General features: G+C 66.0%; 21 protein-coding genes and 1 tRNA gene. 10 read left to right on the plus strand and 12 right to left on the minus strand.

The window, feature by feature from the left end:
* A partial coding sequence (locus tag ACLQ62_RS05955; protein WP_411720742.1) for an APC family permease occupies positions 1 to 1,215 on the plus strand: 1,215 nt, incomplete at its 5' end.
* 79 nt (positions 1,216 to 1,294) lie between these two features.
* On the opposite strand, the gene ACLQ62_RS05960 is transcribed toward ACLQ62_RS05955, so the two are convergent.
* The 3 genes from ACLQ62_RS05960 to ACLQ62_RS05970 form a co-directional block, all read right to left on the minus strand.
* Positions 1,295 to 2,209 carry an NAD-dependent epimerase/dehydratase family protein gene (locus ACLQ62_RS05960; protein WP_411720743.1) on the minus strand — a complete coding sequence of 305 codons (915 nt, stop codon included), beginning with the start codon at positions 2,207 to 2,209 and terminating at the stop codon, positions 1,295 to 1,297.
* Positions 2,210 to 2,278: 69 nt separating this feature from the next.
* Positions 2,279 to 2,767 carry a YajQ family cyclic di-GMP-binding protein gene (locus tag ACLQ62_RS05965; protein ID WP_411720744.1) on the minus strand — a complete coding sequence of 163 codons (489 nt, stop codon included), beginning with the start codon at positions 2,765 to 2,767 and terminating at the stop codon, positions 2,279 to 2,281.
* Between the two features lie 124 nt (positions 2,768 to 2,891).
* The gene (locus ACLQ62_RS05970) at positions 2,892 to 3,908 is read right to left on the minus strand and encodes a LacI family DNA-binding transcriptional regulator (protein ID WP_411720745.1); all 1,017 of its coding nucleotides are present in this window, start codon (positions 3,906 to 3,908) and stop codon (positions 2,892 to 2,894) included.
* A gap of 137 nt (positions 3,909 to 4,045) precedes the next feature.
* On the opposite strand from ACLQ62_RS05970, the gene ACLQ62_RS05975 reads away from it, so the two are divergent.
* The 3 genes from ACLQ62_RS05975 to ACLQ62_RS05985 all read left to right on the plus strand — a co-directional run bounded on the left by ACLQ62_RS05975 (position 4,046) and on the right by ACLQ62_RS05985 (position 5,576).
* Positions 4,046 to 4,942 carry a PfkB family carbohydrate kinase gene (locus ACLQ62_RS05975; RefSeq protein ID WP_411720746.1) on the plus strand — a complete coding sequence of 299 codons (897 nt, stop codon included), beginning with the start codon at positions 4,046 to 4,048 and terminating at the stop codon, positions 4,940 to 4,942.
* 88 nt (positions 4,943 to 5,030) lie between these two features.
* Positions 5,031 to 5,112 (plus strand) — tRNA-Tyr (locus ACLQ62_RS05980).
* An 83-nt stretch (positions 5,113 to 5,195) separates the two neighbouring features.
* Entirely contained in the window at positions 5,196 to 5,576 is a 381-nt protein-coding gene (locus ACLQ62_RS05985) for a hypothetical protein (protein ID WP_411720747.1), read from the plus strand.
* Between the two features lie 79 nt (positions 5,577 to 5,655).
* Here ACLQ62_RS05985 and ACLQ62_RS05990 read toward each other — a convergent pair whose 3' ends face one another.
* Both ACLQ62_RS05990 and ACLQ62_RS05995 read right to left on the minus strand, forming a co-directional pair.
* Entirely contained in the window at positions 5,656 to 5,913 is a 258-nt protein-coding gene (locus ACLQ62_RS05990) for a hypothetical protein (protein WP_411720748.1), read from the minus strand.
* Between the two features lie 184 nt (positions 5,914 to 6,097).
* Entirely contained in the window at positions 6,098 to 6,673 is a 576-nt protein-coding gene (locus ACLQ62_RS05995; RefSeq protein WP_411720749.1) for an NADPH-dependent FMN reductase, read from the minus strand.
* Between the two features lie 91 nt (positions 6,674 to 6,764).
* Here ACLQ62_RS05995 and ACLQ62_RS06000 point away from each other — a divergent pair, with 91 nt between their 5' ends.
* Positions 6,765 to 7,322: a MarR family winged helix-turn-helix transcriptional regulator gene (locus ACLQ62_RS06000; protein WP_411720750.1), complete on the plus strand. Its 558-nt coding sequence runs from the start codon at positions 6,765 to 6,767 to the stop codon at positions 7,320 to 7,322.
* A gap of 39 nt (positions 7,323 to 7,361) precedes the next feature.
* Positions 7,362 to 8,177, plus strand: coding sequence for an inositol monophosphatase family protein (locus ACLQ62_RS06005; RefSeq protein ID WP_411720751.1), 816 nt, complete (start codon positions 7,362 to 7,364; stop codon positions 8,175 to 8,177).
* Between the two features lie 93 nt (positions 8,178 to 8,270).
* Here the strand turns inward: ACLQ62_RS06005 and ACLQ62_RS06010 are convergent, their stop codons facing one another.
* Complete coding sequence (locus ACLQ62_RS06010) at positions 8,271 to 9,125, minus strand: SDR family oxidoreductase (RefSeq protein WP_411720752.1); 855 nt, start codon at positions 9,123 to 9,125, stop codon at positions 8,271 to 8,273.
* A gap of 239 nt (positions 9,126 to 9,364) precedes the next feature.
* Positions 9,365 to 11,068, minus strand: a complete 1,704-nt coding sequence (locus ACLQ62_RS06015; RefSeq protein WP_411720753.1) for a glycoside hydrolase family 13 protein — start codon at positions 11,066 to 11,068, stop codon at positions 9,365 to 9,367.
* A gap of 279 nt (positions 11,069 to 11,347) precedes the next feature.
* Between ACLQ62_RS06015 and ACLQ62_RS06020 the strand changes: the two genes are divergently transcribed.
* The 4 genes from ACLQ62_RS06020 (at position 11,348) to ACLQ62_RS06035 (ending at position 17,045) form a co-directional block, all read left to right on the plus strand.
* Positions 11,348 to 12,574, plus strand: coding sequence for an extracellular solute-binding protein (locus ACLQ62_RS06020; RefSeq protein WP_411720754.1), 1,227 nt, complete (start codon positions 11,348 to 11,350; stop codon positions 12,572 to 12,574).
* Positions 12,575 to 12,659: 85 nt separating this feature from the next.
* A complete protein-coding gene (locus ACLQ62_RS06025; RefSeq protein ID WP_411720755.1) occupies positions 12,660 to 14,285 on the plus strand; it encodes an ABC transporter permease subunit in 1,626 nt (541 codons plus the stop codon).
* Positions 14,285 to 15,205, plus strand: coding sequence for a sugar ABC transporter permease (locus ACLQ62_RS06030; protein ID WP_411720756.1), 921 nt, complete (start codon positions 14,285 to 14,287; stop codon positions 15,203 to 15,205). The genes ACLQ62_RS06025 and ACLQ62_RS06030 overlap by 1 nt, the downstream gene beginning before the upstream one ends.
* A gap of 37 nt (positions 15,206 to 15,242) precedes the next feature.
* Positions 15,243 to 17,045 (plus strand): glycoside hydrolase family 13 protein, encoded by a 1,803-nt coding sequence (locus ACLQ62_RS06035; protein WP_411720757.1) that lies wholly within the window; start codon positions 15,243 to 15,245, stop codon positions 17,043 to 17,045.
* 119 nt (positions 17,046 to 17,164) lie between these two features.
* Here ACLQ62_RS06035 and ACLQ62_RS06040 read toward each other — a convergent pair whose 3' ends face one another.
* The 5 genes from ACLQ62_RS06040 to ACLQ62_RS06060 are packed head-to-tail and all read right to left on the minus strand — an operon-like array spanning position 17,165 to position 23,837.
* Positions 17,165 to 18,604: an LLM class flavin-dependent oxidoreductase gene (locus tag ACLQ62_RS06040; RefSeq protein WP_411720758.1), complete on the minus strand. Its 1,440-nt coding sequence runs from the start codon at positions 18,602 to 18,604 to the stop codon at positions 17,165 to 17,167.
* Complete coding sequence (locus tag ACLQ62_RS06045; RefSeq protein ID WP_411720759.1) at positions 18,601 to 20,370, minus strand: dipeptide ABC transporter ATP-binding protein; 1,770 nt, start codon at positions 20,368 to 20,370, stop codon at positions 18,601 to 18,603. Before ACLQ62_RS06045 ends, ACLQ62_RS06040 begins: the two co-directional genes overlap by 4 nt.
* Entirely contained in the window at positions 20,367 to 21,218 is an 852-nt protein-coding gene (locus ACLQ62_RS06050; RefSeq protein WP_411720760.1) for an ABC transporter permease, read from the minus strand. Before ACLQ62_RS06050 ends, ACLQ62_RS06045 begins: the two co-directional genes overlap by 4 nt.
* Positions 21,215 to 22,219: an ABC transporter permease gene (locus tag ACLQ62_RS06055; protein ID WP_411720761.1), complete on the minus strand. Its 1,005-nt coding sequence runs from the start codon at positions 22,217 to 22,219 to the stop codon at positions 21,215 to 21,217. Before ACLQ62_RS06055 ends, ACLQ62_RS06050 begins: the two co-directional genes overlap by 4 nt.
* Entirely contained in the window at positions 22,197 to 23,837 is a 1,641-nt protein-coding gene (locus ACLQ62_RS06060; RefSeq protein ID WP_411720762.1) for an ABC transporter substrate-binding protein, read from the minus strand. Before ACLQ62_RS06060 ends, ACLQ62_RS06055 begins: the two co-directional genes overlap by 23 nt.
* Positions 23,838 to 23,991: the final 154 nt, after the last annotated feature.

A 23,991-nucleotide genomic window follows, 5' to 3' on the forward strand; every position in this document is an offset into this window, starting at 1 on the left:
CTGGGTCTCGGCGACGCCATCTTCATCGGCCTCGGCTCGATGATCGGAGCCGGGGTCTTCGCCGCCTTCGCCCCAGCGGCAGCGTCGGCCGGTTGGGGGCTGCTCGTCGGCCTCGTTCTTGCCGCGATCATCGCCTACTGCAATGCGGCGGCGTCGGCTCAGCTCGCCGCCCAGTACCCGTCGTCCGGTGGCACCTACCTCTACGGCCGGGAACGCCTCGGCGAGTGGTGGGGATTCGCCGCCGGCTGGAGCTTCGTGATCGGTAAGACCGCGAGCTGCGCGGCCATGGCTCTGACCTTCGCGGCATACGCGGCACCCGCCGGCTGGGGAAAGCCGGTTGCCGCCCTCGCGGTCGCCGGTCTCATCCTCGTGAACTACTTCGGGGTCACGCGGACGGCGTTGTTGACGAAGGTCCTCGTCGTCGTGTCGCTCCTCGTGCTCGCCGTGGTCGTGGCTTCGGGGCTCGCATCGCCGGCGGCGGATGCGTCGGGCGCGGGATCGAGCGGGCTGTTCGACGCCGGCATTTACGGCATCCTCCAGTCGGCTGGTCTGCTGTTCTTTGCCTTCGCCGGCTATGCCCGCATCGCGACGATGGGGGAGGAAGTCCGGGACCCGAAACGCACCATCCCGCGGGCCATCGTCGCGGCGCTCACCGCCGTCGTGGTGATCTACGCTGTGGTGGCAGTCGTGGCCCTGCGCACGCTCGGCTCGGATGAACTCGCATCATCAGCCGCCCCCCTCGTCGACGTGGCCGTCTCAGGAGGCTGGGACTGGGCCGCTCCGGTCATTCAGATCGGGGCCGCGGCCGCGTCGCTCGGCGCGCTACTCGCCCTCATCGCCGGCATCGGGCGGACGAGCCTGGCCATGGCGCGCGAAGGCGACCTGCCCCGAGTGCTTGCGGCGGTGCATCCGCGTTATTCCGTGCCCCACCGCGCCGAGCTCACGCTCGGAGCAATCGTGATCGTCGTCGTTCTCTTCGTCGACCTGCGCGGGGCCATCGCGTTCTCGTCGTTCGGTGTGCTGCTGTACTACTTCATCGCCAACCTCGCGGCGCTTCGCCAGGAGGACGCCGTGCGGCGCTTCCCGCGCTGGCTGCAGGTGCTCGGTATGGCCGGATGCCTCGTGCTCGTCGCCACGTTGCCTCCGCTCGGGATTGCGGTCGGCGTCGTGGTTCTGGCGGTCGGCCTCGGCGGCCGGTTCCTCTTGCGGCGGTAACAGCGATCGAATTGCCGGGGTCGAGGGGGTTCTGCCCGCCCCGCACCCCCTCAAAGGCAGCAGCTCGCGCAGGTGGGAGTTACCTGCGGAAGTACGACACCGTTGCGTCGAGCGCGGTCTCCCACGGGGTGGCGGTCACGCCGAGCTCGCGTTCGGTTCCGGTGGCATCCGAGAGGAACGGCATCCGGAACTGGTAACTCGACGCCGCGATCTCGTTGAGCACCGGGTTGACCATGCCGAGGCCACGGACCAGCCAGCCGGGCAGCCCTGAGACGGACCCGTTCACACCGTAACGCTCATTGACCTGGCGGCAGATTTCGGTGCGGCTCGCGTTCGACGCGGCGGGGGTGAGCCAGATGCGCCCCCAGTCGCCCGCGTGCCCGGCGGCCGCGACGATCGTGCTGGCGAGGTCGGGGAGATACGCCCAACTGTGCGGTTGTGCTGGGTCGCCGATGGCTGTGGAGCGTTTGCTCGCCAGGATCGGCGCGAAGAAGCGGGTGCCGAGGTGCGCGTCGGCGGTGGCGCCGGGGCCGAAGTAGTCACTGGCGCGAACCTCGACGGCTCGCACGTCGCCGCGGTCGTTCGCCGCGCGGAGCGTCGACCAGAGGTCGCGCCGCACGACGCCTTTCGATTCGGCGGGATGCTCCGGCGTGTGTTCGGTGATCGGCATGTCGGCTTTGCCGTAGGAGTAGAGGTTTCCCACCAGAACGATGTCGGCGCCAGCGGTCCGGGCGGCGCGGAGGACGGCATCGACGATCGGCGGCCACTCGGTTCGCCAGCGGTGGTACGGCGGGTTGGTGCACACGACGATGGTGGAGCGTCCGGCGGCGGCGCGGGTCAGCGTGTCCGCGTCTGCCGCGTCGAGCCGGACGGCCGTCGTACCGGGCAGCGTCGTCCCGGATCGGGTGCCGAGGGTGACATCCTGCCCGCCGTCGAGGAAGGCGCGGGTGACGGCCGAGCCCACCGGGCCGGCACCGAGAACGAGAACAGCCACGTCGACTCCATCCGCGAATTCTCCTGGCCGAAGCCTAGCGGTGGGAGAAGGACGGGGAAACGTTCCCGACTAACGGAAGTTGATGAACTGCAGGTCGATGTCGAGGTCCTTGCCCTTGAGCAGGGCGATCGTCTCCTGAAGGTCGTCGCGGCTCTTCGACTGCACACGAAGTTCGTCGCCCTGGATCTGGCTCTTGACGCCCTTGGGCCCTTCGTCGCGAATGATCTTGTTGATCTTCTTCGCGTTCTCCTGCGTGATGCCGTCCTTGAGTTCCGCTTCGATGCGGTACTCCTTGCCGCTCGCGAACGGCTCGCCTGAGTCGAGGCTCTTGAGCGAGATGCCGCGCTTGATGAGCTTCGTCTGGAACACGTCGAGGATCGCCTTCACGCGCTCTTCACTGTTCGCCTTCATGAGAATCTTCTCGCCGGACTGGGCGATCGACGCCCCGGTGCCCTTGAAGTCGTAGCGCTGCTCGATCTCCTTGTGCGCCTGGTGGAGGGCGTTGTCCGCCTCCATCTTGTCGACCTTCGAAACCACGTCAAACGATGAATCAGCCATGGCCCCATGGTACGTGTTTCCGCGGCGCACCGGGCCGGGTGGGCTGGCGCCGACGATTCCACGCGATCCGGGCCGAAGCATCCGGTACGCCGGGTGAGTTCGTCCGAGGCGGGTGAGCTGGCGGTTACTGGGGTGGTCGCGCCGTCGACGACCGCACGATGAGTTCGTACGGCAGCGGCACGTCTGCGCTCTCCGGGGCGCCCGCCGTCGGTTCGAGCAGCAGCATCAGCGCCTCAACCGCATGCTCACCCTGCCGGCGCGGGAACTGCGCCACCGTCGTCAGGCCGAAGAACGCTGAGAGCTGGTGGTCGTCGATGCCGACGACGGAGACGTCCTCTGGCACATGAAGGCCGAGATCCCGGGCGGCGAGGATCGATCCGATCGCCATCTCGTCGGACGACGCCACGATCGCGGTCGGCCGGTTGTGCGGGCTGCCCAGCAATTGCTTGGCGGCCTCGTAGCCGCCGGGCAACGTGAAGTCTGCAGGCCGGAACAGCGTCGCGTCGACCGGCACGCCGGCATCCTGCAGCGCGCGCTCATAGCCGATACGCCGGTTGGATGGCAGGTGGAAATCGAGGTCGAACTCCTTGCCGCCGCCGATGTGGGCGATGCGGGTATGGCCGAGGCCGAGCAGGTGTTCGGTGGCAAGCCGCGCGACGGCGACATCGTCCATGGTGAGGCTGAACACGCCGGCGATCGGGCCGCCGACCCCGATCAGCGGCTTGCCCATCGCATGCAGGCTCGACACTTCCTCCTCGGTGAGTTCGAGGCCGATGGCGATGACGGCGTCGACCCGCTGCCGCAGCAGGAAGTGGTCGAAGACGCTCTTGCGTTCGTCGCCGCCGCCGGTGAGGTTGTAGAGGGTGAGGTCGTAGCCCAGGCGGAGGAGCGCGCTCTCCGCCCCTTCGATGACGGATGCGAAGAACCAGTGATTGAGGAACGGCACAACGACGCCCACGTTGCGGGTTCGCCCGGAGGCGAGGCTCGACGCGTTCGACGACACGACGTACTCCAGGTCAGCGGCAGCCTGGGCCACCTTCAGTCGCGTGGCCTCCGACACGTACCCGCGGCCGCTGAGCGCGCGCGACACCGTCGCCGTTGAGACGCCCGCGCGACGCGCGACCTCGTCGATGCCCGCCATTGAGACCCCTTTGGGTGAGAGTGATGCCAGTGGCCAGCATAGCGACGCGCCGCACGCGGATGCCGCGGCGACGCACTCGACAGTGGCGCGGGGCACGCCGGTGTGCAACGCTCGGTACGGACGAAAAGGGGGAGCGTATGCATCGGGACGACGAACGGGTGATCGTGATCGGCGACGCACTCATCGACGAGCTACGGGATGCCTCGGGGAGCCAGGACTTCGTCGGCGGTGCTGCGCTCAACGTCGCCGTCGGGCTGTCCCGGCTCGGCGTGCCCACCACCCTCATCGCGATGATCGGTGACGACGCTGACGGGCAGCGCATCCGTGCCTTCCTCGATCAGTACGGTGTCGAGCTGCTCGCCACCCCGAGTCTGCTCGGCTCGTCACGGGCGATCAGCGACCGCGCAGAGGGCGAACCCCGGTATCTCTTCAACGAAGCGGCCCGCGCCCGCCGGATCGTGTTCGCCGACGAGGAAAGGCTGGCGATCGCCGATGCCCGCCTCGTTGTGGTGAGCTGCTTCCCGTTCGACGACGACGAGCAGTCGGCGGCGCTCGAGGATGCGGTGGCGAACCCTGGCAGGCGCCTGGTCCTCGACCCGAACCCCCGCGCGGGGATGCTGCACGACACCGCGCGATTCGTGTCGAACTTCGAACGACTGGCAGCGGCCTCGCTGCTCTGCAAAGTCGGCGATGAGGATGCCCAGCTGTTGTACGGCATCGACTTGCCGCAGCTCGTGGAACGCCTGAGGACGGTCGGTACGGCGAACGTGCTGGCGACGGCCGGCCGCGGCGGGGCATCCGTTTCGACTCCCACCGGCACGGTGTCGCGCCCGATCGCGGACCTGCCCGGTCTGGTCGTGGACACGATGGGAGCGGGGGATGCCGTGCTGGCTGCCGCCGTGCACACCCTCGTCATGGACGGCGTGCCGGCGGGCGACGCCGAGTGGGGACGGCTGCTCGAGAACGCCATGCTCATCGCCGCGCACACCTGCCGGCAGAACGGCGCGCTGCTGCAGCTACCGCCGGTCGCCTGAAGCGCCCGCCGATTCGCGGAAAACCACCGTCACGGAGTACTATTTTCAAGCGCCTTCGGTTGTCTGTACAAGTCGGTCGAGTGCGTCTGGCGAGTTACCCAAGCGGCCAAAGGGATCTGACTGTAAATCAGACTGCTCAGCATTCGGGGGTTCGAATCCCTCACTCGCCACGTACAAAGCAACAGCAGATCCTGCCCCGGCCATCGGTCGGGGCTTTTCTGTTGGTTCGGTCCACAAGAGAAAGAGAAGAACCATGCCCCGCAATACTTTGATCGTCGGTGCAATCCTGATTGTGTTGGGTGCCATCAGCTATGTCGCGTCCGCGTTCGCCAGCTGGACGGCGCTGATCCCGTCCTTCCTCGGCGTCGTGCTTGTGATCTGCGGGCTGATCGCCTTGCGTAAGCCGATGCTCGGCGTCCATGCCGCCCTCGTCGTCGCCCTGCTCGGGCTGGCCGGCACTCTCATGAACGTTCTCAAGCTGGGAGAGGTGTTCGCCGGCACCGCTGAACGGCCGCTCGCTGTGATCGTCAGCGCCGTCACGTTCGTGCTTCTGCTGATCTACATCGTTTTAGGCGTGCGATCCTTTCTCGCGGCGCGACGCTGGAAGAACGCGGATTCTGCCCGCCAGGGCTGAACGAGCCGGATAACGCAAAGGACCCTAGCTGATTCGGCTGGGGTCCTTTGCTGTTGATTCAGATCCGTGGACGGACTGTTTACGGCGTACGGAGGTGGGAGACGCTGACGCTCTCGACGGAACGGACATCGGGGTCGGCAGCCGCCTGGCTTTTCTGTATCCCGGAGAGCATGGCCGCAATCAGGAATATCGCCAGCGTCACGAGAATCCAGGCGTAGAACCCGGCCATCCGAGTGAAGTGGGTGCGCTCACTGGCCGCCGGACGGATGGTTTCGGCGGGCGCAGTCTGGATGATTGCGTTTTCTTGCGTGAAAGTATCGCTGGCGGTGCTTGACATGTTGATTGGAATCCTCACAGGCGCGGCAGAAGTTCTCGACGGATTGGCCGCTCCGGACTCCAGCCTATGTTCCGTCCGCTGATCGGACGGTGGCTTGACTTTCCCCACGAACGTCGCGTACGGCATCCGTTAACGGCAACAGGGCGCCCCGCCGACGGCGGGACACCCTGTTGGAGGAAGCGGATTACGCTGCGACGAGAGCCTCGGCGCGAACGGCCTCGAGAGCCTTGGTCCACGGCACGAGCTGGTCGAGAACCGGCGCGAGCGTAGCGGCCGACTGCTCGGTCGGTGCGAAGGCGCTGAAGTTCTCGAAGTCGGTGAACAGGCTGAACATGCCGGTCTTCTGGACGTGAGCGATCTGCAGTTCGGAGAGAATTCCACGGAGGTGCTCGGCGGCGCGGACGCCCATGGCGGATCCGTAGCCGACGATGCCGGCAGCCTTGTTGCTGAACTCGGCGTTCAGGTAGGACAGCGCGTTGGCGAGAGCCGGGGTGACGGTGTGGTTGTACTCACCGGTGATGAAGACGTAGCCGTCGAACTCAGCGATCTTCTCAGACCAGACCTTGGTGTGGTCGTTCGTGTAGTTCTGGTACGCGGCGGGGTACGCCTCGTCGAGCAGCGGAAGGTTGAAGTCGGCAATGTCGACCAGCTCGAACTCTGCATCCGAGCGCTGCTGCGCCTGTGCGAGTACCCACTCGGCAACGCCGCGGTTGATGCGGCCTGGACGGGTGCTTCCGGTGACGATGGCGATCTTAGTCATTGAAGACCTTTCCCTATAGTTGATGTGTCAATTAGTCTGACAGAAGGAGTCTGCCCGGTTTCTATTGTCGTGTCAACTAAAAGGAGGGTTTATGAATTTGCATGGAGATAACTCTCAGGTTACGCGGTGGCTCGATGAACGGGAAGAGCAGGTCTGGCTGACTCTCCGCGAATTCATCTGGGGGTTCCCTGCTGCTCTCGACCGACAGGCGCAGCGGGACTCAGCTCTCTCGATCGTCGAATACTCGGTTCTGTCGACGCTGTCCGAGGCGCCAGGCGCGCGGATGCGGGCGGGCGACCTCGCCGCTGAACTCGGCTGGCAGCGCAGCAGGCTGTCGCACCTCGTCGGCCGGATGGAGACCAAGGGCGTGGTCGAGCGCAGGCACTCCGACCTCGACGGACGCGGCCAGGACGTCGTGCTCACCGACGCCGGCTGGGCGGCGATCCGCGCCGCAGCGCCCGGGCACGTGACCTTCGTACGGGAGGCGGTGTTCGACACGCTGACCCCCGCGGAACAGGATGTCCTGGAGTCGGCGCTGACCCGGATTCGCGCGCGGATCGCCGAAGACGGGCTCTGGGCGGGCTCAGCCGGCAGCCCTTCATGCCCTCCCGCCGAGCAGTCCCTTGAGGCGTGTGACCCGGAAACCTGAGCCGGAAGCCAGTGCGGCAGGTGGTCTAGCGTTGTAACCATGACACGCGAGTTGCAGGACCTGGCCACCGAAATCGCACTGAAGGCCGGCGAGCTGATCCTCCGTCGACGTACCGAAGGCGTGACCGTCGCCGCGACGAAATCCTCGGCCGAGGATGTCGTCACCCTCGCCGATCACGAATCCGAAGCTCTCATCCGCAGTCTCCTGTTGGACGCCCGGCCTGACGACGGGTTCTTCGGCGAAGAGTCCGAAGCGTCGTCGAGCACCAGCGGGCTGACCTGGATCGTCGATCCGATCGACGGCACGGTCAACTATCTCTACGGCATCCCGAACTACGCCGTGAGCGTCGCCGTCGTCGAAGGAGAACCGGACCCGCACACCTGGAAGGCACTCGCCGCGACCGTCACCAATCCGGCCGCAGGTGAGACCTTCTCGGCAGCGCTCGGCGAGGGCGCCACGCTCAACGGCCGAACCATCCGTGCCAACTCCGGAGTCTCAGCGTCTCTCGCACTCCTCGGTACAGGCTTCGCCTACAACGCCGACCGCCGGATCTGGCAGGCAGGTATCGTGCAGCACCTGATCGGCGAGGTGCGAGACATCCGCCGGATGGGATCGGCCGAACTCGACCTGTGCTCGGTGGCCTGCGGCCGGCTCGACGGATACTACGAACGCGGCCTCAACCCGTGGGATCACGCGGCGGGTGCCCTGATCGCGCAAGAGGCAGGAGCCCGCGTCGGCGGGCTGCACGGTGCCGCCGCCAGCGCAGACTTCACCCTGGCCGCGGACCCCGCACTCTTCGACGTCCTGCACGACCTGCTTCTCGACGCGGGTGCTGAGGCTTCCATCCTCGGCTGACGTCTGGCTGCGCACGCTCGACAGGAAGCGGGCCCGGGAACGGGCCGATTGTTCCTGTCGAGCGTCGCATCGCAACAGAATGCCCTGTTGAAGCTACGCGATCGCGGCGAGTCCCTCGCGCAACGGAGTCGTCGGGCGGCCGATCAGCCGCGCGAGCTCTCCGGTCGTCGTCTCGAGAAGGCCGTCACGGGTGTTCCCGTCGAGGGCGACGAGGAAACCGGCGGTCTGGGCGTCGAGGCCCGCACCGGTGAGGGCGGCACTATGCTCTTCGGGGCTCACGGATGCGAAGACGACTTCGCGACCCACGACGTCGCTCAACGCTGAGGCGAGTTCGTGGCCGTCCCAGGCCACGTCTCCGGACAGCTCGTAGACGGCGCCATCGTGGCCATCCGTGGTCAGGACGATGGCGGCGGCCTCCGCGTAGTCGGTGCGTGACGCGCTGGCGATGCGCCCGTTCCCCGCGCTGGCGAGGTAGACGCCCGTGGAGCGGACCTGCGGAATGGTGCTCTCGTAGTTCTCGGTGTACCACCCGTTGCGAAGCAGTGTGAAGGGGATGCCTGAAGCCTGCAGGAGTTCCTCGGTCGCCCTGTGCTCCGGAGCCAGGATCAGGGCTGATGTATCGGCCTGAGGGGTGCTCGTGTAGACGATGCGCGCGACGCCGGCTGCCTTGGCGGCATCGATGGCGTTGGCGTGCTGCTCGACGCGACGGCCGACCTCGCTGCCGGAGACGAGCATGAGGGTGTCGGCGCCGGCGAAAGCGGAGTCAAGGCTCGCCCGGTCGGCGTAGTCGATGACCGCGGTGGATACACCGAGAGCTTCGAGCTCAGCAAGCTTCGATGTGTTGCGGCCGACTGCGACAATCTGCTCCGGGTCGGTGCCGCGGGTGAGAAGGTGCTCGATGATGAGACGGCCGAGGGACCCGGTTGCTCCGGTGACGACGATGGTCATTGGTTTCCTATTCCTGGCCCGCCGGTGCAGGCCTGTCCCTCGAGGGAACCGCGAGAGGAGCCAGGACCTTCCCTGATGGACCAAACCAGGTGACCTCGGTTGGCGCCCAACTCCGCCAGACTGCGGCGTCTCGTGCCGTTGGAACCCGAACAGCGGCCTATCTCCGCGGATCGGCGGAGTTGTGCGCGCACGAAAAGGGCGGACGACCGAAGCCGCCCGCCCCCTCTGCAGACCAGAACCTACGGAGTCCGCACCCAGACGGTGGAGTCGGCGCCGACGGATGCCCCGTCGAAGTCGGCCGATGCCAGCAGCAGGTCGGCCCCGGCGAACGCCGCGGGCAGAGCTACCGGGGTGTCGCCGGTGTTTGCGATCACCGTGACCGGGCCATTACTGAATGCTGCGACAGAGTCGGGGAATCCTTCGAGCCAGCTGACCGAGCCGAGTCCAAGCGTGTGCTCGCGGCGCAGCCGCAGCGCCTCACGGTACAGCTCGAGCGTCGAGCCGGCGACCCCGACCTGCGCGTCGCGGGCGTAGCCGTCCCAGTCGCTCGGCTGCGGAAGCCAGGCTGCGCCGGTCGTGTTGAAACCGTACGCAGGGGCCCCGGCTTCCCACGGAATCGGCACGCGGCATCCGTCACGGCCGTAGCGTTCACGGTTCGTGCGGAACCAGGTGGGGTCCTGGCGTGCCTCGTCTGGAAGATCGATGACCTCGGGCAGGCCGAGTTCCTCGCCCTGGTACAGGTAAGCGCCGCCGGGCAGCGCGAGCATGAGCGCGGTCGCCGCACGAGCGCGGCGCAGGCCGGTCTCGCGGATCGGCTGGCCGGGGCTTTTCGGCCCGATGCCATGACCCTGCGGGTTCTCGGCGGTCACGGCGAGCCGTGAGGCGTGCCGGACGACGTCGTGGTTCGAGAGAACCCAGGTGCTTGGGGCGCCGACGGCACCGAATGCTTCGAGCGACTCGTCGATGACAGCGCGCAACGCGGATGCCTCCCACGGCGTCTCGAGGTACGGGAAGTTGAACGCCTGCTGCATTTCGTCCGGCCGCACCCACTTCGCCATCTTCGACAGCGGGTCGACCCACGCCTCGGCGCAGAGGACGCGGTCGCCCTCGTACTCCTCGAGGAGGAGGTGCCAGTCACGGTAGATGTCGTGCACGCCCTCCTGGCCCCAGTACGGAGCGCCGCCGTCGATGTCCTCGAAGTCGTCGATGCCGGGTTCGAGCCCGAGCGGGGTGCCGCCGCCCATGCTTCCGCCTTCGACGGGCGGGGTGTAGTCGGGGAGGCCGTCGGCCTTGATCATGCCGTGGGCGACATCGACCCGGAAGCCGTCGACACCGCGGTCCAGCCAGAAGCGCAGCACACCGCGGAACATTTCGCGGACTTCCTCATTGCTCCAGTCGAAGTCGGGCTGGCTGGAGTCGAAGATGTGCAGGTACCACTGGCCAGGGGTTCCGTCCGGGTTCGTCGTGCGGGTCCATGCGGGGCCGCCGAAAACGCTCTGCCAGTTGTTCGGCGCGACGTCACCGTTTTCGCCCGTGCCGTCCCGGAACATGTATCGCGCCCGCTCCCGCGAACCGGGTTCGGCTGCGAGGGCCGCCTGGAACCAGGGGTGTGCGTCGGAGGAGTGGTTGGGGACGAGGTCGACGATCACGCGGATGCCGTATGCGTGTGCCTGGGACGTCATCGCGTCGAAATCGTCAAGCGTTCCGAAGATCGGGTCAACGTCGCAATAGTCGGCGACGTCGTAGCCGGCATCCTTTTGCGGGCTGGTCATGAAGGGGGACAGCCAGATGGCGTCGACCCCCAACGACTGCAGTGCTGAGAGCCTCGACGTGATACCCGGCAGGTCGCCCAGGCCGTCGCCGTCGGCATCCGCGAAGGAGCGAGGGTAGATCTGATAAATGACGGCCGAACGCCACCACTCTGTGCTGGTACGCGAGTTCATGCCCGCCACTCTAAGCCATTCTCCGCCGCCTGTGGAAGCGCTTGCCTACCGGGCCCTTACCGCAAGGTCACGATTGAACAAACAACTGCCCGGTGTTGGTTGTAATTTCACGGTCGACGATGTATATCTGGAAACGCTTGCAGTAATTGCGGCACCGAGAGAACGGTCTTTCACTGACGAGGAGTTCCCCGCATGGGGAGCCGGGACACAGCACCCGGCATCCGAGGAGGCAACGAGGCCAGCACTCGCTCGATATCTCCTGATGAAAGGCACACACCAATGAGGGTGAAAAACTCTGCACTTCTGAAAGCAGGCGCGGTCGCGGCAATCGCGACTCTCGCGCTCGCCGGATGCGCCAGCGGCGGCAACGCCTCCAACGAAGAAACCGAAACCGACGCAACCCTGACGGTCTGGGTAGACGCGGACCGCGCACCCGTCCTCAAGGATGCCGCCGCGGACTTCACCAAGGACTCCGGCGTCAAGGTCAAGCTCGTCCAGAAAGACTTCGGCAAGATCCAGGACGAGTTCATCGCCCAGGTGCCATCAGGCAAGGGCCCGGACATCACAATCGGTGCCCACGACTGGCTCGGCAACTTCGCCACCAACGGTGTGGTCCAGCCGATCGAACTCGGCGACAAAGCCGCTGAGTTCGAAGATGTCGCCATCCAGGCGATGAGCTACGAGGGCAAGACCTACGGCCTCCCGTACGCGATCGAGAACATCGCGCTCCTGCGCAACACGGCACTCGCCGCGGAAGCCCCGACCGACTACAACGACATGGTCGCCGACGGCACCGCAGCCGGCACCGAGTTCCCATTCCTGGTGCAGGTCGGCCCTGAAAGCGACCCGTACCACCTCTACCCGTTCCAGACCTCATTCGGCGCTCCCGTCTTCGGCACCAACGATGACGGCAGCTACAACCCCGAAGACCTCCAGATCGGCGGGGGCACCGACTTCGCCGCCTGGCTCGCCGAACAGGGTGCCGCAGGCCACCTGAGCACGTCGGTCACCGGTGACATCGCCAAGGAGAAGTTCAACTCCGGCGCCAGCCCCTACTTCATCACCGGCCCGTGGAACGTCGGACCGGCCCAGGAAGCCGGCATCGACGTGGCCGTCGACCCGATCCCCTCAGCGGGTGGCGAGGTCGCACAGCCGTTCGTCGGCGTGCAGGGCTTCTTCGTTTCGGCGAAGAGCAAGAACACCCTCGCAGCCAACGAGTTCCTGACGAACTTCATCGGCACCGAAGAGGTCCAGGACGCCCTGTTCGAGAAGGGCCAGCGCCCGCCGGCACTGACCGCCTCGTTCGAGAAGGCCGCATCCGACCCGATCGTTGCCGCGTTCGGTGAAGTGGGAGCCAACGGCGTCCCGCAGCCGTCCATCCCGCAGATGGGCAAGGTCTGGCAGTTCTGGGGCGTCACCGAAGCCGCGATCATCGCGGGTGAGGGCGACCCGACCCAGCTGTGGGAGAAAATGACCGCAGACATCCAGGCTGCAATCGCAGAGTAACGAATCGAGAGAGCCGGCCCGGCAGCTTCCGCTTCCCGGCCGGCGCGTTTCTACCGCCGGCATCACCACACACACTGAGGCGACAATGAGTACAGGCACCAGGCCCAGCGGCACCGAAACGTCCCCGCAGGTCGCGGAATCGAAGCGATCGAAGCGAGCCGGCCGTATCGCCGAGCAGGCATCCGGCGGGGTCGTCGCACTCCTCGTGAAGATCGCACTCCTCGCGATCGTCGACGCGATCGCCGTCTACGCCCTGTTCATCCTGTTCCTCAAACAGGACTGGCTGATTTTCGCCATCGTCGTGATCGTCACCGCGGCGATCAACGTCATCTACTTCTCCAAACGGATGCTGCCCGCCAAGTATCTGGCACCGGGTCTGGTCTTCCTGCTCATCTTCCAGATCTTCGTCATCGGTTACACCGCGTACATCTCGTTCACCAACTACGGCACCGGTCACAACAGCACCAAAGAGGATGCCGTCACCTCGCTGATCCAGTCGGCCCAGTACCGCGTCCCCGATTCCCCGACCTACGGGCTCACGGTCGTCGAACAGCTTGGTCAATACAGCTTCCTCGTCACCGACCCCGACGGTGACGTTTCGATCGGCAACACCGAGACGCCGCTCAGTGAAGTCTCTGACGCCGAGGTGTCCGGCGGCAAAGCCGTCGCACTCCCGGGTTACAACAGCCTCAACTTCTCCGACATCATCGCGAACCAGGACGCGATCGCGGCCATGACCGTGCAGATCTCGGACGACCCGAACGACGGGGCGCTCCGCACCCCCGACGGGTCAAGCGCGTACCTGTACCTGTCGACGCTCGCCTACGACGAGTCCGCCGACACGATGACGAACACCGACACCGGTGTCGTCTACTCGGACACCGGCGACGGAGCCTTCACGTCCGAGGACGGCGAGGAATTGCTGCCCGGCTGGAGCGTCGTCGTCGGGGCGGAGAACTACGTCAAGGCGTTCACCGATCAGAGCATCCGCGGGCCGCTTCTCAGCGTCACCGCCTGGACCTTCGCGTTCGCCCTGCTCAGCGTCGCCACCACCTTCGTCCTCGGCCTGTTCCTCGCCATCGTCTTCAACGACGTCCGGATGCGCGGGCGCAAGTTCTACCGCGTTCTCATGATCCTGCCCTACGCGTTCCCCGGGTTCCTCGGCGCGCTTGTCTGGGCGGGCATGCTCAATGAGGACTTTGGCTTCGTGAACTTGACTCTGTTCGGCGGAGCGGAGATACCCTGGCTGACCAACGAATGGCTGGCGAAGTTCAGCATCCTGTTCGTGAACCTCTGGCTGGGGTTCCCATACATGTTCCTCGTCTGCACGGGGGCGCTTCAATCGATACCCGAGGAGCTGCAGGAAGCGGCTACCGTGGACGGAGCCAACCCGTGGCAGGTGTTCCAGCGCATCAAATTCCCCCTCCTTCTGGTTTCCGTGGCACCTTTGCTGATCGCCTCGTTCGCGTTCAACTTCAACAACTTCAACCTGATTTACATGCTGACCAACGGCGGGCCGCGCGATGCGTCGGCCAGCATCAACGTCGGGGCATCCGACATCCTGATCTCGATGGTCTACAAGGTCGCGTTCGTCGGCGCCAACCGTGACTACGGGCTGGCGAGCGCCTTCTCCATCCTGATCTTCGTCATTGTGGCCATCATCGCCATCGTGAGTTTCCGACAGACCAAGGCACTGGAGGATCTGAACTAATGAGCACCTCAGCACCCGTTCTTTCCACGCAGCCTGCGGCACCGGTCGTCCCGGTCAAACGGCCGTTCAACTTCGGTCGCTGGTTCGCGGCCACCGGCTGGCGGCACCTTGTCGGCATCGCGATGGTCATCTTCGCCGTCTTCCCGCTGCTGTACGTGCTCTCGGCGTCGCTCAACCCGAACGGAACACTGCTGCAGTCCAACGGGCTCTTCTCCAGCCTGGGTCTCGACAACTACGTCACGCTGTTCAACTCCCCGCAGCAGCCGTACGCCGCGTGGTTCATGAACACCCTGGTCATCGGGATCACCACCTCGATCGGCACCGTGTTCCTCGGTGCGCTCGCCGCGTATTGCTTCAGCCGGATGCGATTCACCGGCCGCAGGGTCGGCCTGCTGTCGCTGCTCATCGTGCAGATCTTCCCGCAGCTCCTCGCGGTCGTCGCGATTTTCCTGCTGCTGACCACGCTCGGTGACATCTTCCCGATCCTGGGACTCGACAACCAGATCGCCCTCATCATGGTGTATCTCGGTGGTGCGCTCGGTGTGAACACGTACCTGATGTACGGCTTCTTCAACACCGTTCCCTCGTCTTTGGACGAAGCGGCGAAGCTCGACGGCGCCGGGCACGCGCGGATCTTCTTCACCATCATCCTGCGACTCGTGGCGCCGATCCTCGCCGTCATCGGGTTGCTCAGCTTCATCGGCACCACCAACGACTTCGTCATCTCGAGCGTCGTGCTGGTCACCCCCGAGAAGCAGACCCTTGCGGTCGGGCTCTACCAGTTCGTGTCGCAGGAGTTCACCAGCAACTGGGGTGTCTTCGCCGCCGGCGCGGTGCTCGCCGCCATCCCGGTCATGGCGTTGTTCCTGTACCTCCAGAAGTACATCGTCAGCGGCCTGACGGCCGGTGCGGTCAAGTAACGTGCTCGAACCCCACCACGACCCCTCACCTCTCTATGTGTCGAACCCGACACCGTCGCTGGGCGACACCGTCCGGATCCGGTTGCGCGTGCCGCAGGCTCTCGGGCCGGTGCGCGCGGTGCGTGCCCGCTCCAACCCGGATCGGGAGCCTCGGCTGGCCGTCGCCGAGCTCACCTCCTCCGTCGACGGCTGGGACTGGTGGGAGGCCGACCTCCTCATCGAGAACCCGGTCCACGGCTATCGCTGGGTGATTCGCACGTCGGATGGCGCCGACCTGTGGATCAACGCGCGGGGTGTCTTCTCCATCGAGACCCTCGACAGCGAGGACTTCAAGCTGACCACCCATCCGCCAGCGCCGGTGTGGGCGGCATCGACCGTGATGTACCAGATCTTCCCTGACCGGTTCGCCCGCTCCGCCGCCGCCGATCACCGGCCGATGCCCGACTGGGCGATCCCCGCGGCCTGGTCCGATGAGGTCGCGCTCGTGCCGCCGGCTCGCTCCGCACAGTTCTACGGCGGCGACCTCGACGGCATCGTCGAGCATCTCGATCACCTCGAGCGGCTCGGCGTCACGATGATCTACCTGACCCCGGTCTTCCCCGGTCGATCCAATCACCGCTATGACGCAGCCAACTTCGACGCCGTCGATCCAGCCCTCGGCGGGAACGACGCACTCGTGCGACTGGTGGAAGCCGCCCACGGGCGCGGGCTGACCGTGATCGGCGACCTCACCAGCAACCACTCAGGAGACGCGCACGACTGGTTCGTGGCGGCGCACCGGAATCCCGAAGCGATCGAAAGCGACTTCTACTACTGGCTCGACGACGCTCAGGAGGACTACGCGTCGTGGCTCGGTGTGCCGAGTCTGCCGAAATTCAACTGGAACTCCGCAGAACTTCGCCGCCGATTCATCGAAGGAGCCGACTCCGTCGTAGCCGAATGGCTCGAGCCGCCGTTCTCGCTCGACGGCTGGCGGATCGACGTCGCGAACATGACCGGACGACACGGCAGCGAAGACCTCAATGCCATCGTGCGGCAGACGATCCGCCGCACGATGATCGACGTCAACCCGGACACCATCCTGCTGGCTGAGTCGACAAACGATGCGTCAAGCGACTTCCAGGGTGACGGCTGGCACGGCGCGATGACCTACGCCAATTTCACCCGGCCGCTCTGGGGCTGGCTCTCCGAGCCGGCGAGTGCCGCGTCTGGCGGACTCGGAATGACGATGGACGCGATCCCGTCGTACACCGGGAGGCAGTTCTATGAGGCCCACCGCCAGTTCTCCGCCGGATTCCCCTGGCAGGTGCGGCTCGCGAACATGAACGCGCTGGACACCCACGACACTCCCCGCTTCGCCACGCGCGCGCGTGCCGGTGTCATCCCGGTGGCTGTGGGCATGTCGATGACGGTGCCCGGGATCCCCGTGATCTTCGCCGGCGATGAATTCGGGCTTTCCGGGATCGACGGGGAACATTCCCGCACCCCGATCCCGTGGCAGGACATCGACGCCGCCGCCGAGCGCATCGATCTCTATGCCGCGCTGGTCGCCCTGCGTCGTACCCACTCCGCCCTCAACACCGGCGGGATGCGCTGGCTCCATGTCGGGGACGACGTGCTCGTCTACGTTCGCGAGGACCCGACCGAGTCGATCCTCGTGGTCGCGGCGCGGGCCGATTTCGACGTTCTCCTTTCGCCGGATGCCATCGCCGGCGCTCCCGCAGCGTCGCGCCTGTTCGGGCAGGCGATCCTGTCGGACGACGCCGACGGCATCCGTCTGTCCGGCTCGGGGCCGGCCTTCGCGGTGTGGCAAGCCGCACCTCACGCGCCAGCGGACTGAGCGGCCGCCGCGGAGTCACCCGTTCCGGTCGGATTCACCCGGTGCGCCGAGTGCATCGGTCCGGAATGGGTGAAATGGGTGGTGGTGGTGTGCGGGCGGATGCCGCCCCCGTCTGCGCGTCACACCCGGGTGGTCTGAGCTTCCTCCTGTGCATCAGCGCGCCGCTGCTCGTCGGCTTCATCCCACGTCGTCGGCCCGGTGGTGAACGCTCCGCGGTAGGCGGCGGCCGGGTGCCGCTCGTTGAGCCTCGGCTCGCCGAAGAGCTTCTCGCGGAGCGTGCCAGGCGCGTAGTCCTTCTGCGCCAGCCCGCGCTCGCGGAGGACGGGAAGCACCTTGTCGGCGAACTCGGCGAAGGAGCCAGGGATCACCCAGTTGATCACGTTGATGCCGTCCACTCCGGCGTCCTGCCACCGCTCCAGTTCGTCGGCGATCTGCTCGGGGGTTCCGACGATACGGTTGACGTTGGCCCGCTGGCGGACGAGGTCGCCGAGGGTCGGCTCACGGTCGGGAATCGCGAGTGCCGCCCACTCGAGGAAACCCTTCGTCGTGTTGGTGTCGACATCCTTGATCGGGGTCTCGGGATCGTAGACCCTGCCTTCGCTGTCGACCATGGCGGAGTGCGCGAGGAAACCCTCGACGCTCACGTACCTGTCGTACTCGCGCGCCTTCTCCTGCGCTTCTTCCTCGGTGTCGCCGATGATGAAGCTCAAGCCGGGAAAGAACTTGATGTCCTCCGCATTGCGCCCGGCTTCCACGGCGAGGCGGCGGGTCTCCGCGATCTGCACGCGCGCGGCATCCGGCGTCGGCGAGATGATGAACACGGCTTCGGCGTTGCGGGCGGCGAAGGCGAGCCCCGAGCCGGACGACCCGGCCTGGAACAGCAATGGGGTCCGCTGCGGTGACGGGGACGGCAGGTGCGGGCCTTCGACCCGGTACCGCTCACCCTCGTGGTAGATCTTGTGCACCTTGCTCGGGTCGGAGTAGAAGCCGTTCTCCTTGTCCTTGAGCAGCGCCCCTTCGTCCCAGGATCCTTCCCACAGCTTGTAGGTCACCTCGACGTATTCTTCGGCCCAGCGATACCGTTCGGTATGGTCGGTGAGCTTCGGCAGCCCGTAGTTGCGTGCACCGTTGTCCTGCATGCCGGTCACGACGTTCCACGCGATCCGACCGTTCGAGATGTGGTCGAGCGTCGACACCTGCCGGGCGAAGTTGAACGGGTGGTTCTGCATGACGTTCGAGGTCAGGGCGAGGCCGATGTTCTCGGTGACAACGGCGAGCGCGCCGAGCAGCACAGTGGGGTCGTTGCTGGGGATCTGCAGGCCGTGCCGCACATAGACCTCGTAGTCGGCGTCGGAGTCGCCGTACAGCCCGGACACGTCGGCGAAGAACATCGCGTCGAACCTGGCATCCTCGAGCAGGCGGGCGAGTTCGATCCACGTGTTCACGTCGTTGAATTCGGTCTGCTGAGCATCCGGCCGCCGCCACTGGCCGTGGTTGATGTGCGAGTTCGTGTTCATCACGAAGGCGTTGAAGTGCAGCGGCTTTCTCGGCGTGGTCATGGTGTGGATCCTTCTGTTGCGGCGGGAACGGATGCTGCGGCAGCGGAAACGGACACCGAGCGGTGTTCGTCGAGGGTCGGCAGGGCGCCGAGCAGCTCCCGCGTGTATGGATGGGCGGGCGCGGTGAAGACCTGGTCGGCGGTGCCGCTCTCGACGACGCAACCGTCCTTCATCACGAGCACATGGTCGCTCATGTGACTGATCACGCCGAGGTCGTGTGAGATGAAGAGGTAGCTGAGACCGAACTCCTTCTGCAGGTCGACGAGAAGGTCGAGGATCTGCGCCTGGATGGAGACGTCGAGCGCCGACACCGCCTCATCGAGCACCACGATCGATGGTGAGGGCGCGAGCGCGCGAGCGATCGCGACTCTCTGGCGTTGCCCACCGGACAGTTGCAGCGGGAACCGGTGCAGAACGGTGTCTGGCAGCCCGACCTGGGCGAGCAGAGCGAGAACGCGTTCGCGCCTCTGTGCCGCGCTGCTGAACGCGCCGGTCGGCAGGCTGTCGAGGAGGATGCGCTCAGTGGTCCAGCGCGGGTCGAATGAGCTCAGCGGATCCTGGTAGACCACCGAGATCTGTTTCCGAAGCCGACGGCGTCTGGTCTCGGGAACAGCCGACCAGACCTGGCCGAGCAGCCGCACCGTGCCGGCATCCGCGTTCTCGAGAGCGAGGGCGATCCGCGCTGTCGTCGACTTGCCTGAGCCGGACTCCCCGACGATGCCGAGTGTTTCGCCGCGCGCAAGCGTGAACGAGACATCGTTGACCGCTGTCGTGCGGGTTCCGTCCGGCGCCGTGAAGCGCTTCACGAGCCCGGTCGCCTCGAGCACCGGACCGTCGAACGCCGCATGCTCGTCATTGGCGTGCGCCGCCGTGTGGACGGGCGCCACCTCCGGCGCCGGTGCGAGGCGCGAACCGCGGGTGTCCCTGGACGGAACAGCGTTGATCAGGCTCTTCGTGTACGGATGCCGCGGCTCGGTCAGGATCTGATGGGCGGTTCCCTGCTCCACCACTTCACCGCCGCTCATCACGAGGATCTGGTCGGCGAGATGCGCGACGACCGAGAGGTCGTGGCTGATCAGGATGATCGACGTGCCGCGCCGCTTCATGTCCTCGAGCAGGAGCAGTACCTGGGCCTGGACGGTCACGTCGAGCGCTGTAGTCGGTTCGTCCGCGATCACGATCTCGGGGTCGAGGGCGATGGCGGAAGCGATCAGCGCCCGCTGGCGGAGCCCACCGGAGAGCTCGTCGGGCCGCTGGCGTGCGCGGTTGTCGGGCGACGGCACTCCGACGCTCGTCAGCAGGTCGAGGACCTTGAGCTTGCGTGATCTGCGGTCCCCCCAGCCGTGCAGCGCGAGCGCCTCCTCGATTTCCTTCCCCACCGGGCGCAGCGGGTCGAGGGACACGAGTGCGTCTTGCAGGATGAAGCCGATCCGGCGGCCACGGATGGATCGCCAGCGCTGTGCGGACAGTGTGGTGAGATCGTCATCCCCCAACCGGATGCCACCGGCATCGATGATCGCGTTCGAGCCGGTCAAGCCGACCAACGTGCGCGCGGTGACGCTCTTTCCCGATCCGGACTCGCCGACGATTGCGACGCACTGCCCTTCCTCGAGGTCGAATGACACGTTCTTCACGACGGGCCGCACCGTGCCGTTGCGGGAGAAGCCGACGTTCAGGTTGTCGACACTCAGCCGGACGGCTCGGCGCGTTGTTGTGTACTGCTGCCCGGTCTCGGAGCGCAGGGAGAGGTCGAGAATCGTCATCATGCATCGCCTTTCTCAAGGTGGTTCTGGATGTGCTTGCCGAGAGTCGTCGCGGCGAGCGCGAGGACAACGATGACGAACCCGGGAAGAACGATGAGCCAGCTCGCCTGGGTGATGTAGGCCCGTCCGGCGTCGAGGAGAGCGCCCCACTCCGGCGACGGGGGAGCGACACCGAGTCCGATGAAGGCCATTCCGGATGCCCAGACGATCGACTGACCGACACCCATCGTGAAGATGGCGATCAGTGGGCGCAGCGCGTTGGGGAGGATGTGCTGGTGGAAAATCGTGAACCGGGGGTGGCCGAGCGCACGGGCGGCTTCGACGTATCCGGAGTTCCTGGACGAGAGGATCTGCCCGCGCACCATGCGCGCATAGCCGGGCGCCGAGCCGAGGCCGACCGCAATGACGAGAGTCAGCGGGGACGAGCCGAGGATTGACACCAGCAGCAGTGCGAGCAGCAGGGTTGGGAAGGCGAACAGCACCTCGATGATCCGGTTGACGATTCCGGCTGGAATCCGCCCGGCGAGCGCGGCGATCGAGCCGAGCGCGAGGGCGACGACGATGCCGAGGCCCGCGGCGCCTGCACCGATCGCGAGCGATTCCCGTGCGCCGTAAATCACGCGGCTGAACAGGTCCCTGCCCGACTCATCGGTGCCGAACCAGTGCGTGAGGGATGGCGACTGCAACGCCCGGGTGAAGTCCATGGCGAACGGATCGTGAGGGGCGAGAACGTTCGGTGTGACCGCGGCGATGAGAAAGATGCCGAGGGTCAGGGCTGAGGCGAGGAATCCGACATGAACGCGGTTCCGGCGCCGCGCCGGCGCGCCGGTCCGTTCTCGAACTTCGGTCATGAGTTCTTCATCCTTGGGTCGATGACGGTGTACGCGAGGTCGACGAGCAGATTCGCTATCACGTAGGTGGCGGCGACGAGGACGACCACACCGGTGACGACGGGAAGGTCCTGCGAGTCCACAGCCGTGATCAGGACGCTGCCGATCCCGGGCCGGGTGAACAGCGACTCGACGATGACGGCACCGGAGATGGTCGCGCCGATCGCCCATCCCGACAGGGTCACAGCGGGGAGGACGGCGTGCCGCAGCACGTGGCGCAGACGGATGCCGAGATCGCTCATTCCCCGCATCCGGGCTGTGACGATGAACGGTGCCGTGAGCGAGCGTTCGAACTCGGTTCGTGTTGCCTGGCCCATGAAACCCGCGAGCGGAATCGCCAGAGTCAGCGCCGGAAGCACGATCCCGTTGGCGCCGGTTCCCCCGATCACCGGGAACCAGCCGAGTCCAAGGGCGAATACGAGCAGCAGGAGAATGCCGAGCCAGTAGGGCGGGAGACCGGCGGTCACCGTGTCGACGCCGGAACCGAGCGCCCGTATTTTCGGGCCCCGACCGGCGGTGAGGGTCACCCAGAACACCATGATTCCCCAGGCGAGCACGAGGGTGACCGCCGTGAGGGTGAGCGTGGCTCCGACCTGCTCGGAGATGATTCCCCAGACCGGACGGTGCTGCTGGTAGGAGATCCCGAGGTCGCCGCGCAGCAACCCGCCGACGTAGTCGAGGTATTGCACGAGGATCGGGTTCTGCAGGCCGTACTCCGCGTTGATCGGAGCGAGTTCCTCGGGCGTTCTCAGTTGGGTCTGGCCGGAGCGGACGTTCAGGATCGTTGTTGCCCGGTCACCGGGGAGGGCGATCTGGGCCAGGAAGGCGGCGGTCGCTGCCCCCCACAGCACGATGACGGCGCCGATGAGCTTCTCGATCACGGCGCGGGCCCGCGGGCTGACGGCCAGCCGCCCGCGGGCCGGCGGAGCATCCGCTGTCCTACTCGACAAAGTATGCGTCATGGAACACCGGTCCTCCCTGCGAGCTTTCCTGCCAGACGTCCTTGAGGTGCGGGTTCACGGCGAGCGTCGAGAGCCGGTCGTACAGACCGACAGACAGAGCGCGATCCGCGATGTACTCCTGCGCCTCGGCGTAGAGCGCGTTCTGCTCGTCGAGGTCGACGGCAGAGTTCGCCTGCACGATGAGGTTCTCCAGAGCGGGGTCGTTGTAGAACGCTGAGTTCCAGTTGTTCGGGCTCTCGGGCAGGTTCTGGCGCCAGTTGATGTACTGGATTCCGGCGTTCACGCTCGTCCAGTAGCCGACGGAGATGTCGTATCCGTCAACTCCTGAGTACTTTCCGGATGCCGCTGCGCTCGGCGGGATCGGAATGAGGTCGACCTTGAACCCGGCGGCCTTCGCCTGCTGCTGCACACCCTGGAGGATGGAAGCGCCGTCCGCGTTGATGATCGTTCCGCCGGAGTAGGGGAATTGGACATCCAGCGTCTCGCCGTCCTTCACCCGGTAACCCTCGTCGTCGCGGTCGGTCCAGCCAGCCGCGTCGAGGAGTTCGTTGGCCTTGTCGAGGTCGAAGCTGTAGGCATCCGCTGCCTTCTCGCTGTAGCCGGGCGTCGTCTGGCTGACCGCACCGTTGCCCTCGTAGGGGATCACACCCTTGCCGATGGTGTCGACGATGCTCTCGCGGTCGAGGCTGTAGACGAACGCCTTGCGGAGGTTCTCATCGGTGAAGATGCCCTTCGCAGTGTTGAAGCTGATCTGCTGGGGACGACCGGGGGTGACGTACTTCAGCTGGTCGTAGCCCTGCTCGCCGATCCCGGCCCATTCGATCGCCGGCACGTCGTAGATTGCGTCTGCCTCTCCGGCCCGCAGCGCCGAGACCCGGGTCGTGGCGTCGCTGATGAACTTCCAGTCGACCTTCTCGACGTACGCTGCGCCTTCATGGCGGGCGTTCGCGGGAGGGGAGGTGTAGTCCTCGTTGCGGTGGAGGATGATGTTCTCACCGCGGTTCCACTTCCCGACGGTGAAGGCGCCGGAGCCGATCGGGGCGGCGCAGTTCTCCTCATCGGTGCGGGTCTCGAGCGCTTGCTTCGACTGGATACCGAAGTAGGCCTGGGTGAGGTTCTCGGCGAACAGTGGATACGGCTTGGCGAGGTTCACCCGCACGGTGAGTTCGTCGAGTGCTTCGGCCGACTCGTAGTAGCCACCGAGCCAGACGGCCGCGGTGCTGTTGCCGCCGGCGGCCCAGTAATCGAAGTTGTAGGCGATCGCCTCGGCGTTCACCGGTGTTCCATCGGTGAAGGAGACGCCCTCCTTGAGTGTGAAGGTCCAGGTCAGCTGGTCGTCGGATGCCTGCCAGGTTTCGGCGAGCCACGGCACGATCTCGTGGTTCTCGTCGAGTGAGACGAGGTTGTCGAGCACCTGATACGAGAGATAGGCCTGTTCGATCCATCCGCCGAAGACACACGCGGGTTCCTGCTGGTGACCGTATGAGACGGTGCCGCCCTTCACCTGTTTGGCGCCGGCCGACGGCTCGATCGATCCGGCGGAGCAGCCGGAGAGCGCGAGCATGGCGGCGATGCCTGCCGCGATCAGCGGGACTGTCTTCAAGGTGTGTTTGTGCATGAGGGTCATGCCTTTCTCTGCCGTGGGATGAGTGGGAGCTTATGGGCGGCCGCATGCCGCGCACCATGCCGCGCGACACAGAAGGAAACAAACGCAACGCCATGCAGTTTCTTCACTTGACTGGGGATGCAGCCGTCAAAAGTGCGGCAAAGAA

Source organism: Mycetocola sp. (assembly GCF_046716805.1).
Classification (GTDB): domain Bacteria; phylum Actinomycetota; class Actinomycetes; order Actinomycetales; family Microbacteriaceae; genus Mycetocola_A.